This is a genomic window from Enterococcus sp. DIV1767, assembly GCF_050542585.1.
Taxonomy (GTDB): domain Bacteria; phylum Bacillota; class Bacilli; order Lactobacillales; family Enterococcaceae; genus Enterococcus_D; species Enterococcus_D innesii.
Window position 1 is genome coordinate 594,376 of record NZ_CP172936.1, and the last position, 23,055, is coordinate 617,430.

The 23,055-nt window shown below is 40.8% G+C and carries 14 protein-coding genes and 1 pseudogene; all 15 read left to right on the forward strand.

Translation table 11 applies throughout. The features are described from left to right. The first annotated feature begins 822 nt into the window (after nt 1–822). The 15 genes and pseudogenes from IGI78_RS02820 (at nt 823) to IGI78_RS02890 (ending at nt 23,042) form a co-directional block, all read left to right on the forward strand. On the forward strand, nt 823–1,644 hold the full coding sequence (locus IGI78_RS02820) for a PRD domain-containing protein (protein ID WP_034868804.1): 822 nt from the start codon (nt 823–825) through the stop codon (nt 1,642–1,644). Nucleotides 1,645–1,755: 111 nt separating this feature from the next. Continuing rightward, nucleotides 1,756–2,520, forward strand: coding sequence for a carbohydrate deacetylase (locus IGI78_RS02825; RefSeq protein WP_195265279.1), 765 nt, complete (start codon nt 1,756–1,758; stop codon nt 2,518–2,520). Nucleotides 2,521–2,538: 18 nt separating this feature from the next. Continuing rightward, entirely contained in the window at nt 2,539–3,954 is a 1,416-nt protein-coding gene (locus IGI78_RS02830) for a PTS transporter subunit EIIC (protein ID WP_167822133.1), read from the forward strand. Nucleotides 3,955–3,970: 16 nt separating this feature from the next. After that, nucleotides 3,971–5,296 (forward strand): maltose-6'-phosphate glucosidase, encoded by a 1,326-nt coding sequence (locus IGI78_RS02835; RefSeq protein ID WP_195265277.1) that lies wholly within the window; start codon nt 3,971–3,973, stop codon nt 5,294–5,296. A gap of 12 nt (nt 5,297–5,308) precedes the next feature. Beyond that, nucleotides 5,309–5,767, forward strand: a complete 459-nt coding sequence (locus IGI78_RS02840) for a PTS glucose transporter subunit IIA (protein ID WP_015508942.1) — start codon at nt 5,309–5,311, stop codon at nt 5,765–5,767. Between the two features lie 61 nt (nt 5,768–5,828). Then, a complete protein-coding gene (locus tag IGI78_RS02845) occupies nt 5,829–6,686 on the forward strand; it encodes a GRP family sugar transporter (protein ID WP_086293965.1) in 858 nt (285 codons plus the stop codon). A 334-nt stretch (nt 6,687–7,020) separates the two neighbouring features. Further along, on the forward strand, nt 7,021–7,356 hold the full coding sequence (locus tag IGI78_RS02850) for a nucleotide pyrophosphohydrolase (protein WP_195265275.1): 336 nt from the start codon (nt 7,021–7,023) through the stop codon (nt 7,354–7,356). Between the two features lie 480 nt (nt 7,357–7,836). Beyond that, nucleotides 7,837–8,580, forward strand: a complete 744-nt coding sequence (locus tag IGI78_RS02855) for a hypothetical protein (RefSeq protein ID WP_008377866.1) — start codon at nt 7,837–7,839, stop codon at nt 8,578–8,580. A 794-nt stretch (nt 8,581–9,374) separates the two neighbouring features. Continuing rightward, a complete protein-coding gene (locus tag IGI78_RS02860; RefSeq protein ID WP_430618366.1) occupies nt 9,375–10,556 on the forward strand; it encodes an ElyC/SanA/YdcF family protein in 1,182 nt (393 codons plus the stop codon). Between the two features lie 58 nt (nt 10,557–10,614). Continuing rightward, a pseudogene (gene nagE / locus IGI78_RS02865) lies at nt 10,615–12,060 on the forward strand (N-acetylglucosamine-specific PTS transporter subunit IIBC); the annotation flags it as partial. A gap of 214 nt (nt 12,061–12,274) precedes the next feature. Beyond that, entirely contained in the window at nt 12,275–13,294 is a 1,020-nt protein-coding gene (locus IGI78_RS02870; protein ID WP_016609672.1) for a serine hydrolase domain-containing protein, read from the forward strand. A gap of 226 nt (nt 13,295–13,520) precedes the next feature. Then, complete coding sequence (locus IGI78_RS02875; protein ID WP_430618368.1) at nt 13,521–14,102, forward strand: GNAT family N-acetyltransferase; 582 nt, start codon at nt 13,521–13,523, stop codon at nt 14,100–14,102. Between the two features lie 344 nt (nt 14,103–14,446). Beyond that, nucleotides 14,447–16,690, forward strand: a complete 2,244-nt coding sequence (locus IGI78_RS02880) for an ATP-binding cassette domain-containing protein (protein WP_430618370.1) — start codon at nt 14,447–14,449, stop codon at nt 16,688–16,690. 319 nt (nt 16,691–17,009) lie between these two features. After that, entirely contained in the window at nt 17,010–18,485 is a 1,476-nt protein-coding gene (locus IGI78_RS02885; protein ID WP_195265267.1) for a helix-turn-helix domain-containing protein, read from the forward strand. Between the two features lie 378 nt (nt 18,486–18,863). Next, nucleotides 18,864–23,042, forward strand: a complete 4,179-nt coding sequence (locus IGI78_RS02890; protein WP_430618371.1) for a hypothetical protein — start codon at nt 18,864–18,866, stop codon at nt 23,040–23,042. The last annotated feature ends 13 nt before the right edge of the window (nt 23,043–23,055 follow it).

The following is a 23,055-nucleotide window of genomic DNA, read 5'->3' on the forward strand; positions in this document are numbered from 1 at the left end:
TGTTTTATTCACAAAAAAAACTACTTTTTTGTTTTGCCGTCATTGTTGTTACTATCGTTGTTCACAAAGCAAGCAGTAGAAATCTATCAACGAGAGAGGAAAGGTGCACACTTCACTTTTTGGATTTTTATCATGTTAGCCGCTTTTGTTGTACTTTATTTCTTAAATAGGACATTTGATTTAAACAATTATTTAAAACAATTCATTAATTCTTATATGAATACTGAAACAATGGAGCGAAGAGGAAGAACCTTGCTCAATGTAGTTTCTACCATATTGCCAGATATATTTAATCTGTTTTGGTTGTTGTGCTTGTTTTATTTGTGATGTTAACAGAAAGAAAATTCTCACAGAAGCCAATATTCATTGCCGGATTGATTGAAATTTTATTCTCAAATTGCGTTGGGCTTTTTTACCGATTCTTATCTCATATTAGACAATTCAACCATTTGCTGAACTTAGTGGGCGCTATCTGCATCCATTTATTATCTGCTTTTTACCCTCAGCCAGACGATATGCGCATATAGTAAGAAGTCTGCAATGATATTAGGATTTCGAGCATGCATTTGTTGACCGACAGGAGAACGGCGGCAACCATTTCTGAAAACTAACAAAAGATATAAAAAAATAAATTCACCCTTGATACCGGTTTCATAGTATGCTAAACTGTGTCCATAAGTGATAGGGTGCTACTATTAAATTAGGCACGACCGAAGAAAGGGTTCTTTCTTTGGTCGTTTTTTATTGTTTGAAAATAACTCGATAGTTTCAGAAAAATAGTTCTTCTAATTTTGAAGAACTATGCGGAAAGGGGGCCAATCAATGTTTGTGGTAAAAAAACTGAATCATAATGCCGTTTTGATTGATGATGAAGGAGTAGAAAAAATAGCAATGGGGAAAGGTCTTGGGTTTTCAGCGGTAGTCAATCAGCCATTTGATCCAGTGTTTGCAGATAAAATTTTCACATTGGATTCAAAAGAAAAAACAAAGCGATTTAGTGAGATCGCTGCACAAATCCCGATAGAATTTATTGAGTTTACTGAAGAAATGATTCAACTGATTTCCACTAGGATCAGCTCTCCATTAGATTCCAATATCTATATTACATTGACAGATCATATGTATTTTGCCGTTCAAAGAAAAAGAGAAGACAGTCATGTAACTGCCATTATGCTGCCAGAAATGAAACTTCTTTATCCAACCGAATATGATACAGCTGTCGAGGTAGTTGAACGGATCAATCGCCAGTACCAAACGGAATTGGGTGCAAATGAGGTCGGATTTATCACGATGCACATTATAAATGCGGAATTAGGTGAGCTCAATAGCTTGAACAGTTTGAAAATATTAGAAATGACGACAACGATCTTGAGCTATTTAGAAAAATCTTATTTGGAAAACTTTGATAAAGAATCACTGATGTATCATCGCTTGATGATCCATATCAAGTTCTTGGTCAAGCGTTTGATTTATAACGAAGCCTCTCCAGAAGAAAATTTTGGCTTTTTTACGAAAACTTTTAAGAGTAGCAAAGCATACCAAGCAGCTTTAAAAATCAAGGAGATCATTGAAAATCAGTTTCAGCTGGCGGTTCAAGAGAATGAAGTTATTTATTTAGCCATTCATTTAGCACGAATCTATTAAATAAGTGAATCCGGGCGTAACTAGTTGGTAGGCGCAACCGAATGAAACATAGCAAACAAGCTATGCTCATTTGGTTGCGCTTTTTTAGCGGAAAAAGAAAGGAAGAATGAAATGGGAAAAGTAATTTTTAATTCGGATGATTTTGGTTACAGCTATGGTGTTAATTATGGCATTTTAGATGCCTACCAGCGAGGGATCCTCACCTCGACAACATTGATGGCAAACATGCCTGGTTTTGAACATGCAGTGAAACTAAAAAAGGAGGTGCCGGGTCTAGGAGTAGGGGTTCATTTGACCCTAACATGCGGAAAACCACTTTTGGAAAACGTTGATAGTCTAACAGAAGGTGGCCGATTTAGACCGTTGAAGTTTTATCAGCAACCATTTGCTATTGACCAAGATCAGCTCTATCAAGAATGGAATGCTCAGATTCAAAAAGTATATCGAGCTGGGATCTTGCCTACGCACTTAGATAGTCATCACCATACGCATTCTTTTGGCAGCAATCAGGAAGTAGTGATTGCTTTAGCCCAAAAATATGATTTACCCGTCAGAGGAAACTTTGAGAGAAGTGAAGAAGTACGGCATGTCGATTATTTTGAGCCGTATTTTGACGACGTGGGAGAAAAAGAGGTGAAGAAAAGACAAATCAGTACGTCTATTGAAGACTATTTGAAGGATTTGCATAAGAAGCTTCAAAAAGACCAAACGATCGAAGTCATGTGCCACACCGCTTATTTGGATCAGGAGTTATTAGAGGGATCAAGTTTCATTTATCCTCGCATGAAGCAGGTTGAATTTTTGATTCATTCGCCGTTTACCCAGAAAGTAAAGAAAGATCCGTTGATTGAATTAACTACGTATAAAACAATTTAATATAGGAGGAATGTAATAATGACGAATTTTAAAGCAAATGTACAAAAGTTGGGGCGGGCAATGTTGTTGCCAGTTGCAGCAATGCCTCTAGCAGGATTGATCATGCGGCTATCAGCTGACGACATGTTGAATATTCCCGTTTTGGGAGCGGCCGGCAATGCAGTTTTCGGCAATTTGGATATCTTGTTTGCGATTGGGGTCGCAATTGGTTTTGCTAAAACCAAAGACAAAGGAATACCAGCACTTACTGGTTTCTTAGCAATAGCTACCTTGAAAAAAGGGTTGGAGATTATGAATCCAGCAGTAAGTATGGGTATTTTTGGGGGCATCATTTCCGGACTGATTGCCGCTTGGACTTATAACCGCTTTAAGGAACAAAAATTACCGATGGTTTTCTCTTATTTTGCGGGTGAAAAATTTCCTTTGACGATGGTCATGATTTTACAGACGATCTCAGCGGTTGTTTTCGGTTTGGTTTGGCCGATCATACAAATGGGTATCGACAATTTTGCCAAAATGCTGGTTGACATGGGGGCACTCGGTGTTGGGATTTTTATGTTTTTAAATCGATTGTTGATTCCCTTTGGCTTGCATCACGTTTTGAACACCTATGTATATTACGATTTAGGAAGCTATACTTCGCCTAGCGGGGAAGTTTTCCGAGGGGAAATGACACGCTTTATTAATGGCGATCCGCAGGCAGGATTGTTTTTATCAGGTTTTTTTGTGGTGATGATGTTTGGAATACCAGCTATCTGCTTAGCGATTTACAAAGCAGCGTATAAAGAAAACAAAGAGATGGTTAAAGGAATCATGGGAAGCGGTGCTGCCACCTCGTTTATTGCCAATATTACAGAGCCTGTTGAGTTCAGCTTTATGTTTCTCTCCCCCATGCTGTATGTGATCCATGCCTTTTTCGCTGGGCTAGCAGGGATCGTCTGTTATTTGTTTAATATACGAATTGGTTTCACTTTCGGAGCATGTATTGTAGATTATCTTATTAATTTCCGAATCGCGACAAATGCTATTCTGATCCTTCCAATCGGGCTCGTCTTTTTCGCCTTGTATTACTTTACCTTTTATTATTTGATTAAAGCGAGAAATATCCAGACATTGGGTCGAGAAACTGCGACAAAATTTGGGGAAGAAATATCCCCAGAGGAAACAGAGTTGGGATTGGCGAGCAAAAATTATGAATACATGGCAAAAAAAATGCTCCAAGCGTTTGGCGGAAAAACCAATATTTTGGATGCATATAGCTGCAACACACGCTTGCGTGTTGAAGTTGCTGATTCTTCAATGGTAGAGGAACAAAGAATCAAGCAATTAGGCGTGAGCGGGATTATCAAGCCAACTGAAAAAAACTATCAAGTGATCATTGGGTTAGAAGTGACATATGTAATGGCTGAATTTGATAAATTATTGGAACAATAGAAAGGAAGAAAATAGGATGAAAAAACAAATCATTACCATCGCTGGAGGCGGAAGTACTTATACACCAGGAATTGTTCAGGCAATTTTAAATAATGCACAACGTTTACCGTTAGCTGAAATCCGTTTATATGATATTGATGCAGAACGAAATGCAGATATGTACTTGATTATTCAGTTTATGCTGAAAAATGAGGGCTTTTCAGATGTTCAGATCACTTCAACAGAAGATCCTAAGCATGCGTTTACTGGCTGTGACTTTGTATTCTCACAGATTCGTGTTGGCGGAATGAAAATGAGAGAAAAAGACGAAAAAATCCCCTTGAATCATGGGCTAGTTGGACAAGAAACTTGTGGATTAGGCGGTTTTGCGTACGGCATGCGTTCAATGAAAGGATTGCTAGAGATCGTCGGTTATGTGCAAGACTATGCACCTGAAGCATGGATCTTGAATTATACAAATCCAGAATCGATCGTCTCTGAAGCGGTTCGCAGAACGTACCCAAATGCGAAAATGATCAATGCATGCGACATGACCATCTCGATCGAAGAAACGATTGCCGTCAACTATGGCTACAACCGTGAAAATTGGATACCGACATATTATGGGTTAAATCATTTTGGTTGGTATACCTCTATCTATGATAAAGAGCTAAAACGAGAAATCATGCCGGAAATTATTGAAAAGCTGACAACACAAGAAATGCAGGTTGCTGACTTTAATGCGGGGGATAAAACTTGGCAAGAAGCGTTTCAAATGATGTCAGTCATCACGAGAAATTTTCCAAACAATATCCCTAACAATTACTTAGAGTATTATTTGTATCCAGATATGGTTGTAGAGCACACAGACAAAAAATACACGCGAGCAAATATGGTGATGGATGGCCGTGAGAAAAATACCAAAGAAATGGCAGATAAAATCCGACGCGGAGAGAAAGAAGATGTCTTAAATTTTAACTTTGGTGAGCATGGACAATACATTGTGGATATGGCGACATCTTTATTAAATGATGAACGGCGCCGATTTATGCTGATCGTGCCCAATCAAGGAGCGATTCCTAATCTGCGTTCGGATGCCGTAGTTGAGGTGCCTGCTTACGTGGGAGCAACGGGAGTGGAGCCGATTGCACTGAGAGAACCGATTTGTGATTTTCACAAGGGATTAATGGAGGCGCAAGTGGCTGCTGAAAAGCTCCTTGTTGATGCTTACTTTGAAGGGTCTTATCAAAAAGCATTACAGGCATTCACATTGAATCAGACGGTTCCGAATGCGCGAGTGGCTAAAAAAATCTTAGATGAAATGATTGAGGCAAATAAAGAATATTGGCCTGAATTAAAGTAGAGGTGATAGAACGTGCTCTTTTTTAAAGAAAAAAAAGTGTTGAGAGCTGTGGCAAAAGGTCAAATTATTCCTTTGGCAGCTGTAAAAGACCAAGTGTTTTCCTCGAAAATGATGGGGGAGGGCTATGCAATCATCGGTCATGACGGTCATGTCCATTCTCCCGTTGAAGGAATGATCGAAAATATTTTTCCAACGTATCATGCAATAACAATTGGCAGTAAATCAGGAGAGAAAGTTTTGATCCATATGGGGATTGATACGGTTGAACTAAAAGGGGCACCTTTTTCTATTCACGTCACCACCGGTCAGAAAGTGCATTGTGGTACTTTATTAGCTGAGATGGATTTGCAACAACTGGTTGAAGCAAAAAAAGATGCAACTATCATCGTTGTTTCACCTGATCTTTCGAAAGGAAAACTGCTGAAAACAAATCAACAAGTATCGATACAAGACGATTGCTATCAATTTTAAAAACGCAAGAAAAGGCTGAGTTTTTCGCTCAGTCTTTTCTTAAGCGTATATTATAGGAGAAATGATGATATTCTTTTATTTTTTACCAGCGATAGGCTGGGGTGTCATGCCGCTTATTGCGAAGCTGACTCGAGCCAAACCAATTAATCAGTTAGTTGGAACGACAACTGCTGCTGTGTCAGTCAGCTTGTTATTTACTTTTCTTATAAAACCAGAATTTACGAATATTTCCGTCATGATCGCATTTATTTCTGGATGTTTTTGGGCGATTGGACAATACTTCCAATTTTACTCGTTTCAATTTTTACCGGTATCAGAAGCGATGCCTATTTCTAATGGTACTCAACTAATAGGGACAACCTTTGTTGCCGCCTTCTTTTTCCAAGAGTGGACAAATGTTTCCATGTGGCTGATTGGCAGCGGAGGAATATCTCTGATTGTACTTGGTATATGGCTGACGTCATGGAAAGAGAAACAAACATTAGAGAATCAAAAGCGGACAAACCGAAAAGCAGTTGCTTTTTTGTTGCTTTCCTCTGCGGCTTTAACCGTATATGTAGTTTTGCCGCAGGCATTTCAAGTAAGCGGCTCAGATATATTATTTCCGCAAGCAATAGGTATGTGGAGTGCATCAGCTGTTTTTGCTTTTTCTAAACAAAGAGAAATTGATTGGCAGCAAATCAGAAAAAATATTAGTACGGGCATTGCATGGAGTATGGCGAACATTAGTCTATTTTTAATGATTCCAATGCTAGGGGTAGCGAAGAGTTTCACTTTTTCACAATTTGCTGTTTTGATTTCCATGTATGGCGGATTGTTGGTTTTCAAGCAGAAGAAAAAGCGTAAAGAATTTCTTTTATTGAGTTTGGGGGGAGCTTGCATACTTGGAGGAATATTGCTGATTGGTTTCATCAAGTGATTTTGAAAAAGGATTGGCGAACAAGATTTTTCAGTGCTCTTCATCCGTCAAATGCTTTAAGAACAAAGATCACAATGCTATACTAGAATCAATAGTATTCGATTCCTTTGTATTGTAAACATGTATTTTATGTGAAAGCATTTTTCAATACAACAACATACAAAAACAAGTGAGCCACGGAGAAATAACTCTATAACCAACCACTTACAAGACTATATGAAATCAGAGTTCGTATTAAAAGGGATGGATAACTATTCGCCAACCATTCAGAGATGATAAAAACCAATCATCCAAAAACTCTTAACCCTACAAAACGAAAGGAGCCAGGCCTACCATGCAAAACCAACCCTCTTCAATGGAACGGATCAATAAATTCCGAGATGATCGCAATTGGCGACAATTTCATAATGAAAAAGATCTAGCTATTTCTATCTCCATCGAAGCCGCCGAATTGTTGGAGATTTTTCAATGGAAAACATCTGAAGAAGCCACTCAAGATTTTGAACATCTAAAAGAAGAAATTGCGGATGTTCTGATTTATTCCTATATGCTGGCAGACAATTTGGGTCTTGATATTGATGAGATCATCAAAGAAAAGCTGGAAAAAAACAACATGAAGTATCCGGTGAAAGAAAGTAAAGATTCGAAAAAGAAGTATAATGAATTGTAATAAAAAGAAGCAAGGACGTTGCAAGTTCTTGCTTCTTTTTTTGATGGAATAGGAGCAGCAACGGCTTTCTGAATTCATCTCGATTGGTTACGAACGCCAAAAATCTGTCATAATTGAGAAAGTTGAAGATAACTTCAAATTGGTTACAATTTTTCGGAAATTTGAAGTTAACTTCAAATAAGCGCAATTTTTGATAAAAAATGAAGTTAGACCTAGTATCTGCTAGAGCAAAAACAAGATTATCCTATCCGAAAATGAAGACAAGATCATCGGTAAAAAATCGGCAACAATGAAGGCCGTTTTCTATCAAAAAGATTTCTCCCCAAAAACCTAAAAAACCTATTGCCCCCCAAGCCCACTTACTGTATAGTAAACAAGAATATTTCATGAAAATAACCAAAAATAACTAATTAAAAAGACTTTTTTATTGAAAATTGCGATTAAACGATGCTGTAAACGGAATGTAAGAAGGAGAAAACAATGACGTATTTAACAAACAATTTTGTGAATTGCATGATCACTTTAGGGTTTATCTTCATCCATCTATTTTCAAATGTTATCTCATCCAGAAAACTAAACGTGCAATACATGAGCTCCTTTGCCGCTGGGGTAGGAATCTCCTATGCGATCGTTCATCTATTGCCCCATTTGGCGTATTTTCAAACGGTGTTGATCGATGAATTTGGTTGGGATTCGGGGATTTTTTATAGTCATGGGGTCTATGGCATCGTTTTGTTTGGCTTAGTCTTCAGTTACGTGATCTACAAAATCGATGAGCGGACGTTTATGGTGTTAGAAAAGAAAGACATCACCAGTGCCAAAAACGCCTTTTTTTGGTCGGATATCGCTTTTCATGTGATCTACAATATTATGATCGGCTATATCGTGATTGCCAATACGCTATCAGAGCGTTTTTACATTTTGACCTACTTTATTGCCTTTGGTTTGCATTTTCTTATGAACGATTGGCTGCTCTATCACCATCATGGTGCCCTTTATAACAAATATGGGCGCTTTGTGCTTTCCTTCAGTATTTTCGCGGGAGCGGCGTTCTCCCTCTTTGTCTCATTGCCCTACTATTTGGTAGTCATCATTGAAGCCTTGATCACCGGCGCTTTGCTGGTGAATATCATCAAATTTGAGTTACCCAATGAAGGGGAAGGCAGTATTCGTGGGCTATTGGTAGGCACGATCTGTTCTGGAATTTTGTTTGTATTTGTCTAGCGCGAAAAGGAGGACTGAATCATGGATGATTCGGTCCTCCTTTTTTGATAAATACGCAATCTAATCAATATTTTCTGTTTAAATCCAATGAATTGCAACGTTTTTTTTTATATTTTATGATCATTATTTGCAATTTTGTTGTCATGTTCGCTTGCTTTTCTGGAAAACATTCTATAGAATGTAAGCGAATAGAAACCAAAAAAATAGGCACCCCGTAATTCTGTTGGCGCAGACTTACGAGGCCCTGATCAGTCACTTCTCTAAACAGGATGACCAATCAAGTTGCCATAGTTGATCCCTAAAGGCTCAACGTGTTTATTGTACCGAAAATCTCGCGGTTTTTCTAGTGATTACAGCGATTTTATCGGAAAAAAACGCGGGAAGCTGGAGGTTTATTTTGCTGTGTCAAGTCATTGGACATTTCCTGTCTGATGACTTTTTTTGCGTGTGTTTCGTTTCTTATTGGCGCCGATAAGAAAGAACCTACGCCTTTCTAGTGACGATTAGAAAGAAGTCGATTACACCTGACGAGGTGAGACAGACAGTGATGTCCACGGTATAGAAGAGGAGATAGCAATGATGAAATCTCACTTCGTGTTGTCCCTCAGTCTATAAGGAACAAGTGTGACAGCAGACGAACTAGGATCAGCTTTATCCACTAGAAGTGCGTAACTTGCCTAGGTTTCTATTCGCTAAAGAGAGGGCCGCTTTCTTTACCATGGCAAGCGGGTTCATTCCTTTGAATCCGCTTACCTTCCAGAAGTAAAATATTAAATAGAAAAGAAGGTCTTTTTATGAAAAAAATGCACCATTATCTTTTATTGATTATCGCAATGCTCGTATTGGGCGGATGCACGGAGATGAACCAAACGAAAACCTCCGATACAACAGTCAATACAAGTGAACAAAAAGAACAGAGTATAGCATCAGCAACTGCAGAAGAACAAACGGAAGATGGGTTTAGCACTTTAGAAAACAATAACCCAACACAAGAACGAATCGATTATTTGTTAGATAAGGCAATGTATTATTATTGGCACGGGGGAAACCTCAAGGAAAATGAACGTGAGGTTTTTGCTGGATTGACCCTTAAAGGGGATCAAGAAGTACGTGAGGAACTGCTGAAGCAAGTGATACGTCTAGATCCAGTCACCACCGATTATCGACGCTCATTAGCTAGCACAAAAGTGATCAATAATAAACTTGATGAAGCAGTGGCGATTTTTAAAAGTGTGGTGGAGCAAGAATCGGAAAACTATCAAGCACTTGTTCAGTATTACGTATATGCAGGTTTATTAGAAGGCTCCTTTGATGAAACAGTATATAAGAAAATGGAAACCTTAAATAAAGCCCAAACAGAAAAATTCAAAGACGGATTTGAACGCATAGAAGCGGTACGCAAACAAGAAGTACCGATTGCGATCAAAGAATATGAAGACAATCACTTATTTATTTTACTTGGTTATGCTTTGGACGATGAAGGGCAAATGCAGGAAACATTGATCAATCGCTTAGAGCATGCATTGAAACTTTTGGAGAAAAATCCTACAGCGAAAATCATTGTTACAGGAGGCGTTCCGAAGAAAGAGAATACGGAAGCAAAACTGATGCACCAATGGTTGATTGAAAATGGCATTGACGAGAAGCGAATTATTCAAGAAGCATTGGCAACAGATACGATTGAAAATGCCTTATTTTCAATTGATTTAGCAAATGAGCTTGATTTCAGTAATAAAATCACAGTGATTAGTTCTGCGAGTCATGTCCGCCGCGGAAAAGTTTTGTTTGAAACTGCGGATCGTATTATCAATGGTCAGCTGCATCCACAAGGAAAGCCCAAATACGAAATCGATATCATTGGCGAACCAGATAATGAAGAGCTGATCAAAACCTCAACGGAACAAGAGCGCCTTGTTTTGTACCGTGATTTGCTGCGGATCGAAGGCATCTGGCAATACCCAAACTTGCAACGATGAGAAACGTATTCGATTCAAAAACACAACACACAAATGACAGAGTTGGAGGAATCAAGAGATGAAAGGATATATGCAACGAATCGGGCGTTCATTGATGCTGCCAGTGGCTACATTACCAATTGCTGCACTTTTTATGGGGATTGGCTATTGGATCGATCCTAGTGGTTGGGGAGGCAACAATTTACTTGCTGCCTTTTTACTGATGACTGGGAGTACGATTTTAGATAATTTAGGTATTTTGTTTGCTGTCGGGCTGGCATATGGTATGGCTAAAGATAAGGATGGTGCTGCCGCTGTTTCTGGACTAGTCGCTTTTTTAACACCGATCACGTTGCTAACACCGAGCGTAGTAGCTATGTTTCAGGGTATAGATGCTGAAGCGGTCAATATTGCTTTTTCTGCCATCAATAACAAAAATGTTTTTATCGGTATTTTGGCAGGGATCGTTGCTGCTGAGACTTATAACCGGTTTGGGCAAGTCAAGTTACCAATGGCATTTTCATTTTTTAGTGGCAAGCGACTAGTTCCGATTTTGACAACAGCGGTTATGGCCATCGCATCGGCGGTTTTAATTTTCCTTTGGCCAACGGTATACAATGGATTAGTGTCATTTGGTGGTTGGATCTCCAGCTTGGGAGCCATCGGTGCTGGTTTATATGGGTTCTTTAATCGGCTGTTGATCCCGACTGGCTTGCATCACGCCTTAAACAATGTTTTTTGGTTCAATATTGCAGGGATTGATGATATTGGCAAGTTCTGGGCGAGTGAAGGAGTCAAAGGTGTGACTGGAATGTATCAGGCGGGGTTCTTTCCAGTGATGATGTTTGGCCTACCTGCTGGTGCTTACGCAATTTATCAATGTGCGAGACCAGAGAAGAAAAAACAAATTGGCTCATTAATGGTTGCGGCAGCCTTTGCTTCTTTCTTTACTGGTGTGACTGAACCCTTAGAGTTTTCTTTCATGTTTGTTGCTTGGCCGCTATACATCATCCATGCTGGATTGACTGGTTTATCATTGATGATTGCGGCAACTTTCCAATGGACGGCTGGTTTCAATTTCAGTGCAGGTTTTATTGATTTTCTTTTGAGTTTGAGGGTTCCTATTGCCAATAAGCCTTATATGTTGCTTGGTTTAGGAGCGGCGATGGCAGTTGTTTATTACTTTACTTTCTATTTTGCTATCAAAAAATTCAATCTAATGACACCTGGCAGAGAGAAAGATGATGTTCCTTTTTCCAAAATGAAGGCAAAAGAAGGCCAAGATAATCACCATGCGCTAGCCCGAAAAATTCTTGTCGCATTAGGAGATACCAAAAACATTCAAAGTATCGATCACTGTGCCACGCGCTTACGAATTGCCGTAAAAAAGGTAAGTATCGTTGATCAAAAGGCACTTAAACAACCACCAATTGCAGGACTTGTCGTTATTGATGAACAGCATTTACAGTTGATTATTGGAACGGATGTAGGGTTCGTTGCTGAGGCATTGGACCAAATGATGAGATAGGTTGTCATTGCTCATGAAATGACAGATGGATAGAATGGTCGGGTATCTTTGCACACAAAGTACAAAGATAACACCATTGTGAAGCGCTTTATTCTATGATACCCTGATAACAGATAGGAGGAGATAAGGATGTTGCGTTTCCAAATATGAAAAGGGTAGGCTGGTGTTGACGACAAGTTGTCCTTGTACGAAACATTCGGAGGAAGAGAAAATGAATACCCAATTAATTGATAAGAGATTAGAACAAAAGCAAAAAGAGTACGCTTTTTATGGCAATATTCGTGTGGTCAAAGCTGACAAGGTTTTGGTGGATCGCACTTTTGGCTATGCAAACGATGCAGACAAATTGCCAAATCGTGCCCATACCCGTTTTGGCATTGCCTCAGGTTGCAAGCTTTTTACAGCACTAGCCATTTGCCAATTAGTTGAAGCAGGCAAACTGAGCTTTGACACGACACTGCAGGAGTGTGTTCCAGATGTATTGCCAAACTTTGATCCAGCTGTGACTGTTCATCATTTGCTTACACATACCTCTGGTATCCCTGACTATTTTGATGAAGAAGTATCCGATGATTTTGAAGCACTTTGGCAAGATTTGCCGACCTATCGAGTGCGAACCCCCCGTGATTTTTTGCCGCTTTTTCAAAAAAAAGCAATGGCTGATCCAGTGGGAAGCAAGGTCAAGTACAACAATGCAGGGTACATCCTCTTAGGAGTGATTGTAGAAGCAGTTAGCGGCTTGCACTTTACCGACTATATTGGAAAGAATATTTTTGAAAAAGCAGAAATGACAGATGCTGGTTACTTTGCCCAAGACATGTTGCCTCGCAATACGGCATTAGGATATATTGAAACGGAATCAGGACTTAAGACCAATATATTTTCCATCCCAGCCAAGGGCGGACCGGATGGCGGTGCTTATGTATCAGTTGAAGACTTAGAAAAATTCTGGCATGCATTGATCAGCGGGCAATTACTGAGTAAAACAATGACCGAGATATTTTTGACACCACAAGTCCATGAGGAAGATGAATTTTTTTATGGCTATGGCGGTTTGATGAAAGTGGTAGAACAAAAAGTGGTGAAGTACATCCAGATGGGCTATGATCCAGGGGTCAACTACCATTCCGTCTACTACCCAGATCAGCAGTTGTTGATCGCGGTATGTTCAAACAAATCGGCACATGCCTATGAAATGCAAGAAGTGTTAGAAGAATTTTTCGTAGACTAATGAAGTAAGACCGAAACAGAGAGGAAGTCTGCTGTTTCGGTTTTGTTTATGTATGTAACCTACATAGTAAGTCTTTGAAAAATGAAAGAAAGCAATTGGTTTTTTGTTTTCCTAAACGAAATCTATATTTAATAAACGAATTGGCGAGCAGTTGTTTTCTAAAGTACCTTTGATTAAAATAAGCACAGCAGCTATCATATACTAACTAAGCAAAGGAGTGTGCTACATGCTAACAGGCAACAAAGTCACTTTAACCCCTGCGGAAATCAAAGATAAAGAAGCGGTCTATCAATGGTGTTTTCACTCTGAAACCACAAAATATCATTCCGGACCACCTTCTTATCCTAATGCACCGATCGCCACCGAAACAGAGTTTTTTGAGGACTATCAAGAGTATTATTTTACTGGTGCTCAACCGCAAAATGGCAGAGGCTTTTTGATTCTACATGCTGGTGAACCGATTGGCTTTATTAGTTACTCCTCGTTTCATCTAAAAGACGGCATAGCAGAACTGGATATCTGGTTGAATCGGGAAGCTCATTGCGGCAAAGGATTTAGTACCGATGCGATCGTCACCCTCGGTGATCATTTACATGAAACATTCGGCATTCAAAAATTGATGATGCGGCCGTCGAGAAAAAATATCCCTGCAGTCAGATCTTACGAAAAGGCTGGTTTTACGCAATCTACCCAAGGCCTTGCTGACTATTTGTTGGAAGAGTATCTTGCTTTATATGCCGAAGGGGATTACGGGGCAGAAGAAACGGTGACATTAATCAAAACGTTTCCGTCAACTGCATTGAGTTGATCTATAATAGTCGGCTTTAAACGGTTAAAGGTTATTTCATGAAAACAGTCCATTTCACTTTGCAAGCAAGGGGAAATGGACTGTTTTTTTACCTTTTAGCAATTTAAGGTCATTCAAAATACTCCTTCTTCGCTCTATCTTCTAACTTCGTTCGCACGCTAAATTCCTTCCTATACAATAGTTATCGAAAAATTGCATAAGCCCTCTATCCTTGCTATTCCAACATTGAGAACAAAACATAAAATAAACATAGTTTTTTTGCAAAATTCCGAGAAACAGCGAGAATGTTTGTGCTATAATGGTCGCTCACTGTAAAAATTCAATAGAATCTGGGAGGGTATAGCATGCAGGAATACATTACGATCCACAACGCCAGGCAGAACAATTTGAAGGGCTTTGACTTGAAGATTCCCAAAAGAAAAATCACGATTTTCACGGGTGTCTCTGGTTCTGGCAAGTCATCGATCGTCTTTGACACGATCGCGCAAGAAGCTGGTCGACAGCTGAATGAGAATTTTTCGAAATTTGTCCGCAACTTTTTGCCAAAATATAGCCAGCCAGATGCCGATGCCATCGACAATCTTTCGATGGCGGTAGTAGTTGATCAAAGCCGTTTAGGCGGCAATTCCCGCTCCACATTAGGGACGATCACAGATATCAATCCTTTGATCCGCTTGCTTTTTTCTCGTCTTGGTCAACCGTATTTAGGTCCTGCATGGAATTTCTCCTTCAATGACCCTCATGGGATGTGTCCCACTTGTGAAGGGATTGGGCGCATCGTTGGCTTAGATTTAGAAAAGGCACTGGATCTTGAAAAGTCCTTAAACGAAGGGGCGATCTTGCTTCCTGGCTACAAAGTCGGCTCTTGGCTGCTGAAGTCTTTCACCAATACGGGCTTTTTTGACAATGACAAGCCGTTGAAAGAATATAGCGAAGAAGAAATGAACCGCTTTTTGTATGCCCAAGGAGAAAAAATCGATTCCTTGTATATGGAAGGCATGAGTTCCACCTATGAAGGCTTAGTCGCTCGTTTTAATCGCTCCAATATCAAGGGCGGCAATGAAAGCTCCGCTACTACGCAGAAGAAAATCGCTTCTTTCATGAATGAGCAGAAGTGTCCTGACTGTCAGGGAAAACGATTCAATCCACAAGTACTCGCGTGTAAAATCGCGGGCTATTCGATTGCGGACGTTTTGGCGATGCAAGTGGATGAACTATTGACGGTTCTTCAAGAAATCTCGGAGGAGAGTGTCCAACCGCTGCTTCAAAACATCCAAGCGAGAATCACTGATCTAATCAATATCGGGTTGGATTATGTTTCCTTAGACCGTGAAACGACGACCCTTTCTGGTGGGGAAAGCCAGCGGGTAAAAATGGTCAAACACTTGTCTTCTAGCTTGAACGATGTGATCTACATTTTTGATGAGCCGAGTATTGGGCTGCATCCAAGGGATGTCCATCGATTGAATGAATTGTTAGTCAAACTACGGGACAAAGGAAACACCGTTATCGTTGTGGAGCATGATCCGGATGTCATTAAAGCAGCCGATCACATTATCGATGTTGGTCCTAAAGCTGGAAAAAATGGCGGCTATATTACTTACGAAGGAACCTTTGAAGGTTTGCTGCGCTCAGATACACTGACTGGCAAAGCATTTGGACAGATGGTGGATTTCAAAGAAGCCCCTCGCAGAAGCCAACAGTTTATCGAAACGAAAAAATCAACGCTGCATAACTTGAAAAATACAGCACTGGGGGTGCCATTAGGGGTATTTACGGTGGTGACCGGTGTCGCTGGTTCTGGAAAGAGCAGTTTGGTAAATGGTGTTTTTGCCAAAGAATACCCTGAAGCCATTACGATCGATCAATCAGCGGTGGCGGGAAATATTCGTTCCAATCCTGCAACCTATTCAGGAATCATGAATGACATTCGCAAGTTGTTTTCCCAAGAAAACAAGGTTTCAGCAGGTCTTTTTTCCTACAATTCCGAAGGTGCCTGTGAAACGTGTAAGGGTCATGGTACTATCAAGATGGAGCTGTCCTTTATGGATTCCGTCGAGGTTTTGTGTCAGGCCTGCGGCGGCAAACGGTTTAAAGAAGAAGTCTACCAGTATCGTTTGAAAGGCAAATCGATCGATGAAGTCCTGGCCATGAGTATCACGGAAGCGGTGGAATTTTTTGAGGAAAAAGCCATCCAAAGAAAATTAAAACATATTTTGGCTGTGGGTCTAGGATACATGACCCTCGGACAGCCATTAAATACCTTGTCTGGCGGTGAATGCCAACGACTGAAGTTAGCAAAAGAATTAAGCAAAAAAGGCAATATCTACATTATGGATGAACCAACGACCGGATTGCACATGGCAGACATCAAAAGCATCTTGGCGATCATCGAACGACTAGTGGAAAAAGGCAACACGGTGATCGTGATCGAACACAACCTTGAGGTCATGAAAGCAGCGGATTGGCTGATCGATGTCGGCATTGATGGTGGGATTCGTGGTGGTGAAATCTTGTACGAAGGAACCCCAGAACAACTGATTGATTGTCAATCGTCGATTACTGCGCAGTATTTATTTGAAAAATAAAACCTATCAACCACACTTGACTCTTAGAGAGAAAGGTGTGGTTTTTTTGATGGGATTAAAAAAACTGTTGGTCTCTGAGCGAGTAACTGTGGTCAAAGCCCACCGACCATTTTATTGCAGAGGACGGTACATAGCCATAATATAGAGTGCTGCTTTCATACCAGAAGTTATCAATTTTGGATTTGAAAATAACTTACAATTTATATCAGTTTTCGTACATAATTTTAAGAAAAATGATTAAAAAACGCGTAAATGTTTCGCTTTTTCTCTTGTTTGTGTAATAGTAAAGAAAAGAAAACACCAAAAAAGGAGAAAAAATATGCGAGATTTACAGATGGCTTTTATTAGTAATCGAACGACAAGCCGCTTATTTCGAATTTTGAGTACGATAGAGCGTGACCGTATTTTCACTATTGGTGATTTAGCAGAGCGAAACCAAGTGACTCAGCGTACGATTGCCAGTGACATTAAATATATCAAAGAATATTTTGCTGAGAGTATTTCCTTGCTTTCGGGAAATAGCGGCTTTATTTTCGAAGAAAAACAAGCCGAAATTTACAAGAAACGAAAACAGAACCTACTAAAAAATGAATGCTTATTTGAGATCATTGGCGATATTTTCCATGGAAAGCTGGCCAAAGTTGATGAATTGGCCCATCACTATCATTTCTCAGAAAGTACGTTTCGCCGTTTGCTTAACCAGCGTAACCCCATATTAAAAAGTTATGGTTTGCAATGGACGTCCAATCCTTTAACAATTGAAGGAAGCGAAGCAAATCTGCGGAAGTTTTTCAAAGATTTTTATTATGAAGGTGCTGAAACGATCTATACGATGATTCCAGATCCTGAGTTACACGAGTTGATCCTTGAGAAATTGCAAGGACAAACAGGCGATTATGATTTAGGTTCGGGGGTAACGCCTGCGGCTTTTAACTATACGTTTTACATCGCCATCAAGCGTGCCAGTCTTGGTTGCTCGATCGATCTTCCAGAAGAGTTAGCGGAACTTGCCTATAAGTGTAGTGGTTTTTCTGCGTTTTGTACCTTAAAAGAAGACATTGAAAGTATTTACGATTTGCATTTGTCAAAAGAAGAATTTGCTTGGATCTATCTAGTAACGCTTTGTAAGCGAACATTCAATCAAGAGGAACAAGAACAGAAATTTTATCAGCATTTTAATCGGGGATCAGAAATTGCAGAAATGACAGCACTCTTTTTGAGGGGACGAGACGTACCACAAGAAAAGCAAGCGACTATCCAAACCTTCTTGCGGTCCTTTTTCCTATCAAGAAAGCTCAACCATCAAATCACCCCTGTCTTGAACAAAGAAATGAGTGATATCAAAGAAGCAATCATGCGCTCGAATTGCGAGCTTTACCAGAAAAATTTGCATTTTCTTGAAGAACATCGCGACAAGCTCGCTCTAAACACAAGTTATCTTGAGGATGTATGTGTGAGTCTCACGCTATATAGTGAATTGATTTTCGATTTTTACGCTTCAAAAAAAACAGTCTATTTTCTTTTAGAAGGAGATCATTTTGTTTGTCAGCATATCCAGATACGCGCGCTCCGTCAATTTGGAAACCGGCATTCTTTGACCTTTATTCCACTACAATACTTGACCAAAGAAGCCTTAAATGAGACCCATATCGATATGGTTGTCACAAATTATCCACGTTACCTCTCTGACTATCATATCGAAACAGAGTATTTCTTACTAAAACCACTTCCAGATGAGCAAGATTGGGACTATTTGGAAAGAAAATTAAGCTCAGCCCAATCACCTCTTTTTTAGTACAAAGCTTGTGATAGGAAGCTTTAGAAAGGACAACGATTGTTATTTTCATCTATTTCAGGCGTTGATGAAAATAATGATTTTCTTTTGTTTTGAGACCACGGTATCCTAGGTGTTAGTAAGGCACACGTGTGAAACACTTACAGCTATTCTGTCTCATAAACCTTCGTTTTTGAGAATCGACAAAAAAAGACATTTGAATTTATCAAATGTCTTTAAAAAGTTGTTAAGTTAGGGTTTTGTCAAATAACAACTACATAAGAAAGTTATCCTCTTAAAAACGAAGATTTATGGGACGATTCTATGGGAAAAGGGGGCGAGTAGCCTAGGCATAAGGACTTCATATTACTGAATAATACTTGAAGAAAGGAGGACATGATGAAATTAATTACGTTGTTTTCTGCTTTACTACTAATAAGTACTTCTGGAATCAACACGATAGTGACTTTCCAACAAGTAGTTGAGGCAGATGCTGTTTCGCTTACAGAAGCGAGCGCGTCATCTGACCTTGAGCCAACGAGTAGCTCGGATGAGTTAGCTGATTTTCCGGCAATAACGGAGCAAAGCAGTGAAGAACCCCCAGCGCCCTCTGAATCTCCCGAAGATTCGTCCCCAGCTAGTCAAGAAGACCAAGAGCTAGTAGAAGAATCATTGCCAGAAGAAAGCACGAACGAGGCAGATTTGGCAAACGAGGTTGATGATGAGGCAGATGTGGAAGAACCACAAGTCGAAGCCTTGGACACAGAAGCAGAAATCCTGGCACTTTCAGTTGAAGGTGAGGAGCAACTGCGGGCGATTTTATTAGGAGAATCCTATACGGATAGTCAAGACACTTTGTATGACTATGGACAAATCGCCAATGACCAAGCCATCCTTCTGACTCTTTCTGGCACTTTCACTTTGACTGCACCAATTAACGAGATTCAGCGGACAAATGTTACGTTTACTGGGCAACAAGCAGTCATTTCTCAAGCAACAGCGAATGATTTGATGCAATTTGCCAATCCAGTGCAACTAACTTGGCAAGGTCTTCAGCTGCAAGGGATCATTTCGGCCCAAGGTTTGGCTCAAACAACTGGGCAATCCACGATCGTTTTTGAAAATACTCAACTAGAGCTAACAACGTCTACTGGACGATTGGTGAATAATGATCAAGCGCACCTGCATTTCAAAGGCAGCAATCGGCTAACGACCGCAGCCGCATCCATTCCGACACTATTTACTGCAAACCGCATGACCGTCGAAGGGGAATTTACGATCGATCATCGTTCCACAAATACCACTCCGATTTTTGAGTTAAATCAAGGAGCGATTGCGGAACAAGCAGTATTTTCCGTCACACGGGCAGCAAATACCAATGCTGGGACCGTCTTTCATTTGACTGGAGCAGCAGCCACACTTGTATTTGGGCAAGAAAGTGTGACGACGATCCGTCAGTCTGGGGCAGTGGTTTCTGTACCAAATGCCAACCAAGATAGCCGCTTGACGGTCGCTGCGGGAGCGACACTTGACGTTGGAACTGGTCAAGGATTATCAGGCAATACGACGAGTACCCTTGGGGAAGTGGTGATCCAAGCAGGAAGTCAAGTGCAGTTTTCTGAATTTGGAACAGTTAGCGCCACACCAGCGATCAATGCCGGACGCAGATTGATCGTCGAAAATAGTTCTGCTGAACGGCCAACGGTGATTACTGGGACACGCACAGGAACGACAACTGGTGCCTTTATCCATTTGCGCAGTGCAGAAGCAGAGGTCCACATCGGTGCCTTTACTAAGATGACTGTCAATCAGACCGGTCCAGTCCTGACCGCTTCTTTAGCGGATGTCGTTGTGGGGGAAAATGCTCGGATAGATGCAACCACCGGTAATGGTTTTACTGCCGATACGATGATCAAAACGTTTCGCATGGAGGACCGTAGCCATATTGAGCTAGAAGAGCGTGCGAATAATAATTCAAATGTGCGCCGTTTTTCTGTTCGTGATTCCTTCATTACGGGTGATAATGTTATTTTGAATTCTAAGCGCCAAGTCACTGTCGGTAGTGCGGCATTCTTGCAATTGCAAGCGGCAAATGCTCGCTTTGTTTCTGGCAATAACAATCATATGACGATTACCCAACAAGGAGCGATTTTTCATGGGATCGCTACAACAAGTGAACTGCATTTCGGTGAGGAAAATGTCATCAATCTGACATCCGGTCAAGGTTTGACCGGAAACAACGGTTCCACTCGAAGAATGATCGTAGGGAAAGAAACGAAGCTCTTTTTATCTGAACACGGAACCAATGACAACCAAAACTTTATTCGTTTGCGGGATGAGCTAAAACTAGAGGCTGGTGCAGAATTGCATATCAATCGAACATCTACTCGAGCGGCAGAAGCGATTCGTCTGACCCGTGCTAGCTCTCAATTTACGATGGAAGAAGGCAGTAAGCTATTCGTCGAAGTACGGGGGATCGCCTTTTATGGAACCACGACAACGAATGTTTATGTAGGCGATAGAGCGGAGATTCACTCAAAAGCCAGTTACGGCTTCACCGGACGGCGTACGATTCGTTCGTTTGTCACAGGTAGCAAAGCAAAAATCTATCATACGGAAGCAACCAGTGGGAACTTGACTGTTTCGGAAACCTTATCTGATTCACCATTTCGAGTAAGTCATATTTTTACTTTAGGTGAAGAAGCAGAACTTACCGTTGTCCGTGAGCGCAACCGAAATGATGCTGGGGCGATTCGGGTCAATAATACGAACGGCGTTGTCACCTTGGGCAAAGGGGCGAAAATGTCGATAGAGCAAATAGGACCTGCTTTTTACGCCCCGCGAGGAGCTAGCTTTGTCATGGAAGAAGGTGCTTCCTTTTATGCCAATACTTCCAATGGCTTTAACTCAAGCACACGGCGTTTCAGTGAAATGACGATTGGTAAAAATGCTAATTTTCATGTGACAGATGCTGGTAGAACGAGGAATCGTTCAACCAGTCGACCGATGATCGACATTGCCAATACTATAACGGTGGATGAAGAAGCGGTGTTTCTAGTCGAAACCGAAGTAAACCGTAATGAGATGATTTATTTTAGAAACGCCCGTGCGAGCTTAAATCTTCAAGGGGTTCAACGATTTGAGTTGATCCATCCTACGACACGTGCAGGAACAAGTCGAACGACATTACAGCAATTGATTCGTTCGAATAATAACACCGCGGCGAATGGATTATCGATCAATTTTGAAAATCAAAAAGTTTCCCTTTGGACAGGAACTGGTGAGCAACCCAATGAAGAATTTATCAATGTTTCAGGTAGATTGCGGATCAATCGAAACAATGGGGTCAACCCGTCATGGGGAACATTCAACGCAAATGCGCGTTCTCGTTATATCAGTGTGGAAAATGCGGAAGGATCCATCTCCTCATTAAATGATGTGGATTTTGTTGCCGCAATCAGCGCCAATAACTATCGTCGTATCGCTTTTTCTGAACCAGAAGGGTTGGTGGCACGAATTGATGCCTTGAGTGATCAGTCCACTGAGATCACTGGTTCAATGTATGAAGATACAGATGTCACAGTCGTGACATACACGAATACGGCGGGTGAGGTCGTTGAGTTGACCAAGGATTCTGAACGTATCGAATGGGAAGGATACCGTGATGAAAGTGAACTCTATCGGTATTTCCGCATCCAACTGAGAGAAAATGAACGCTTGGAAACGGAGACTGAAGTTTCAATCTTCTTATCAAAACCTTCTGTTGAGACACTAATTGATACCACAGCCCGTCGCACAGTCATCAAAGGGGTGGATTTTGAAGCCTACAATATCACATTGGACCGCTTCAAAGTCAATGAACTAGCTAATGAAGCAGCACTCCATGCTTTGATTCTGGAAGAAAGTCGAGCACAAGCCGAAAATGTCTTAACTCATGCCGATATGACGACTGATTTTCGTGTCATTGATACGGATGTCACCTTGGATGTTGACGAAGATGGCAGCTATTATGCGGTGCTTGAAGTGGGGAATAAAGCCTATCAACAGGTGATCGGTATTGATGTGACTTCCAAACTTGAGCATATGCGGGTGACGATCCCGACGAAAATGGTTTTCGAATCTTTATACAATGCGGCGGAGTCTAATCGTAATTTTGAGAGTCAAACGTATGAGATCCGTAATCACTCTTCCTTGGCAGTAGCTACCTACATCAATCAAGTAGCTATTGATGATAGTGCCGGCATCGTGCTTTTAGAAGCTGGCGAAGATCCGCTTGATTATGCGGAAAGTGAAAGCGAAGAGGAAGACCCTATCCTGACCTATGACGACATCTCGGTACCGTTGTTACGTTTGAATCTAAAAACGGAAGAAACGGAAATCCAGCTCTATGAAGCAATGGAAGAACAACCCCTGATGCGCTTAGAAGAAAGGAGCCGGGCACCGATTTCATTGACTGGTGATTTTTACGGTGATTATCCTCGGTGGGTCGTAGATGCAGAAGAGGACCAAGGGGGCTATTACGAAGATTCATTGGTACCGAACTATCGCATCATCTTGCGATTCGTACCCAGAGATTAAGCAACATGATCGT

Coding starts and splice junctions, on each gene's coding strand:
- IGI78_RS02820 (WP_034868804.1), top strand. CDS start 823: ATGTTTGTGGTAAAAAAACTGAATCATAATGCCGTTTTGATTGATGAT.
- IGI78_RS02825 (WP_195265279.1), top strand. CDS start 1,756: ATGGGAAAAGTAATTTTTAATTCGGATGATTTTGGTTACAGCTATGGT.
- IGI78_RS02830 (WP_167822133.1), top strand. CDS start 2,539: ATGACGAATTTTAAAGCAAATGTACAAAAGTTGGGGCGGGCAATGTTG.
- IGI78_RS02835 (WP_195265277.1), top strand. CDS start 3,971: ATGAAAAAACAAATCATTACCATCGCTGGAGGCGGAAGTACTTATACA.
- IGI78_RS02845 (WP_086293965.1), top strand. CDS start 5,829: ATGATGATATTCTTTTATTTTTTACCAGCGATAGGCTGGGGTGTCATG.
- IGI78_RS02850 (WP_195265275.1), top strand. CDS start 7,021: ATGCAAAACCAACCCTCTTCAATGGAACGGATCAATAAATTCCGAGAT.
- IGI78_RS02855 (WP_008377866.1), top strand. CDS start 7,837: ATGACGTATTTAACAAACAATTTTGTGAATTGCATGATCACTTTAGGG.
- IGI78_RS02860 (WP_430618366.1), top strand. CDS start 9,375: ATGAAAAAAATGCACCATTATCTTTTATTGATTATCGCAATGCTCGTA.
- IGI78_RS02870 (WP_016609672.1), top strand. CDS start 12,275: ATGAATACCCAATTAATTGATAAGAGATTAGAACAAAAGCAAAAAGAG.
- IGI78_RS02875 (WP_430618368.1), top strand. CDS start 13,521: ATGCTAACAGGCAACAAAGTCACTTTAACCCCTGCGGAAATCAAAGAT.
- IGI78_RS02880 (WP_430618370.1), top strand. CDS start 14,447: ATGCAGGAATACATTACGATCCACAACGCCAGGCAGAACAATTTGAAG.
- IGI78_RS02885 (WP_195265267.1), top strand. CDS start 17,010: ATGCGAGATTTACAGATGGCTTTTATTAGTAATCGAACGACAAGCCGC.
- IGI78_RS02890 (WP_430618371.1), top strand. CDS start 18,864: ATGAAATTAATTACGTTGTTTTCTGCTTTACTACTAATAAGTACTTCT.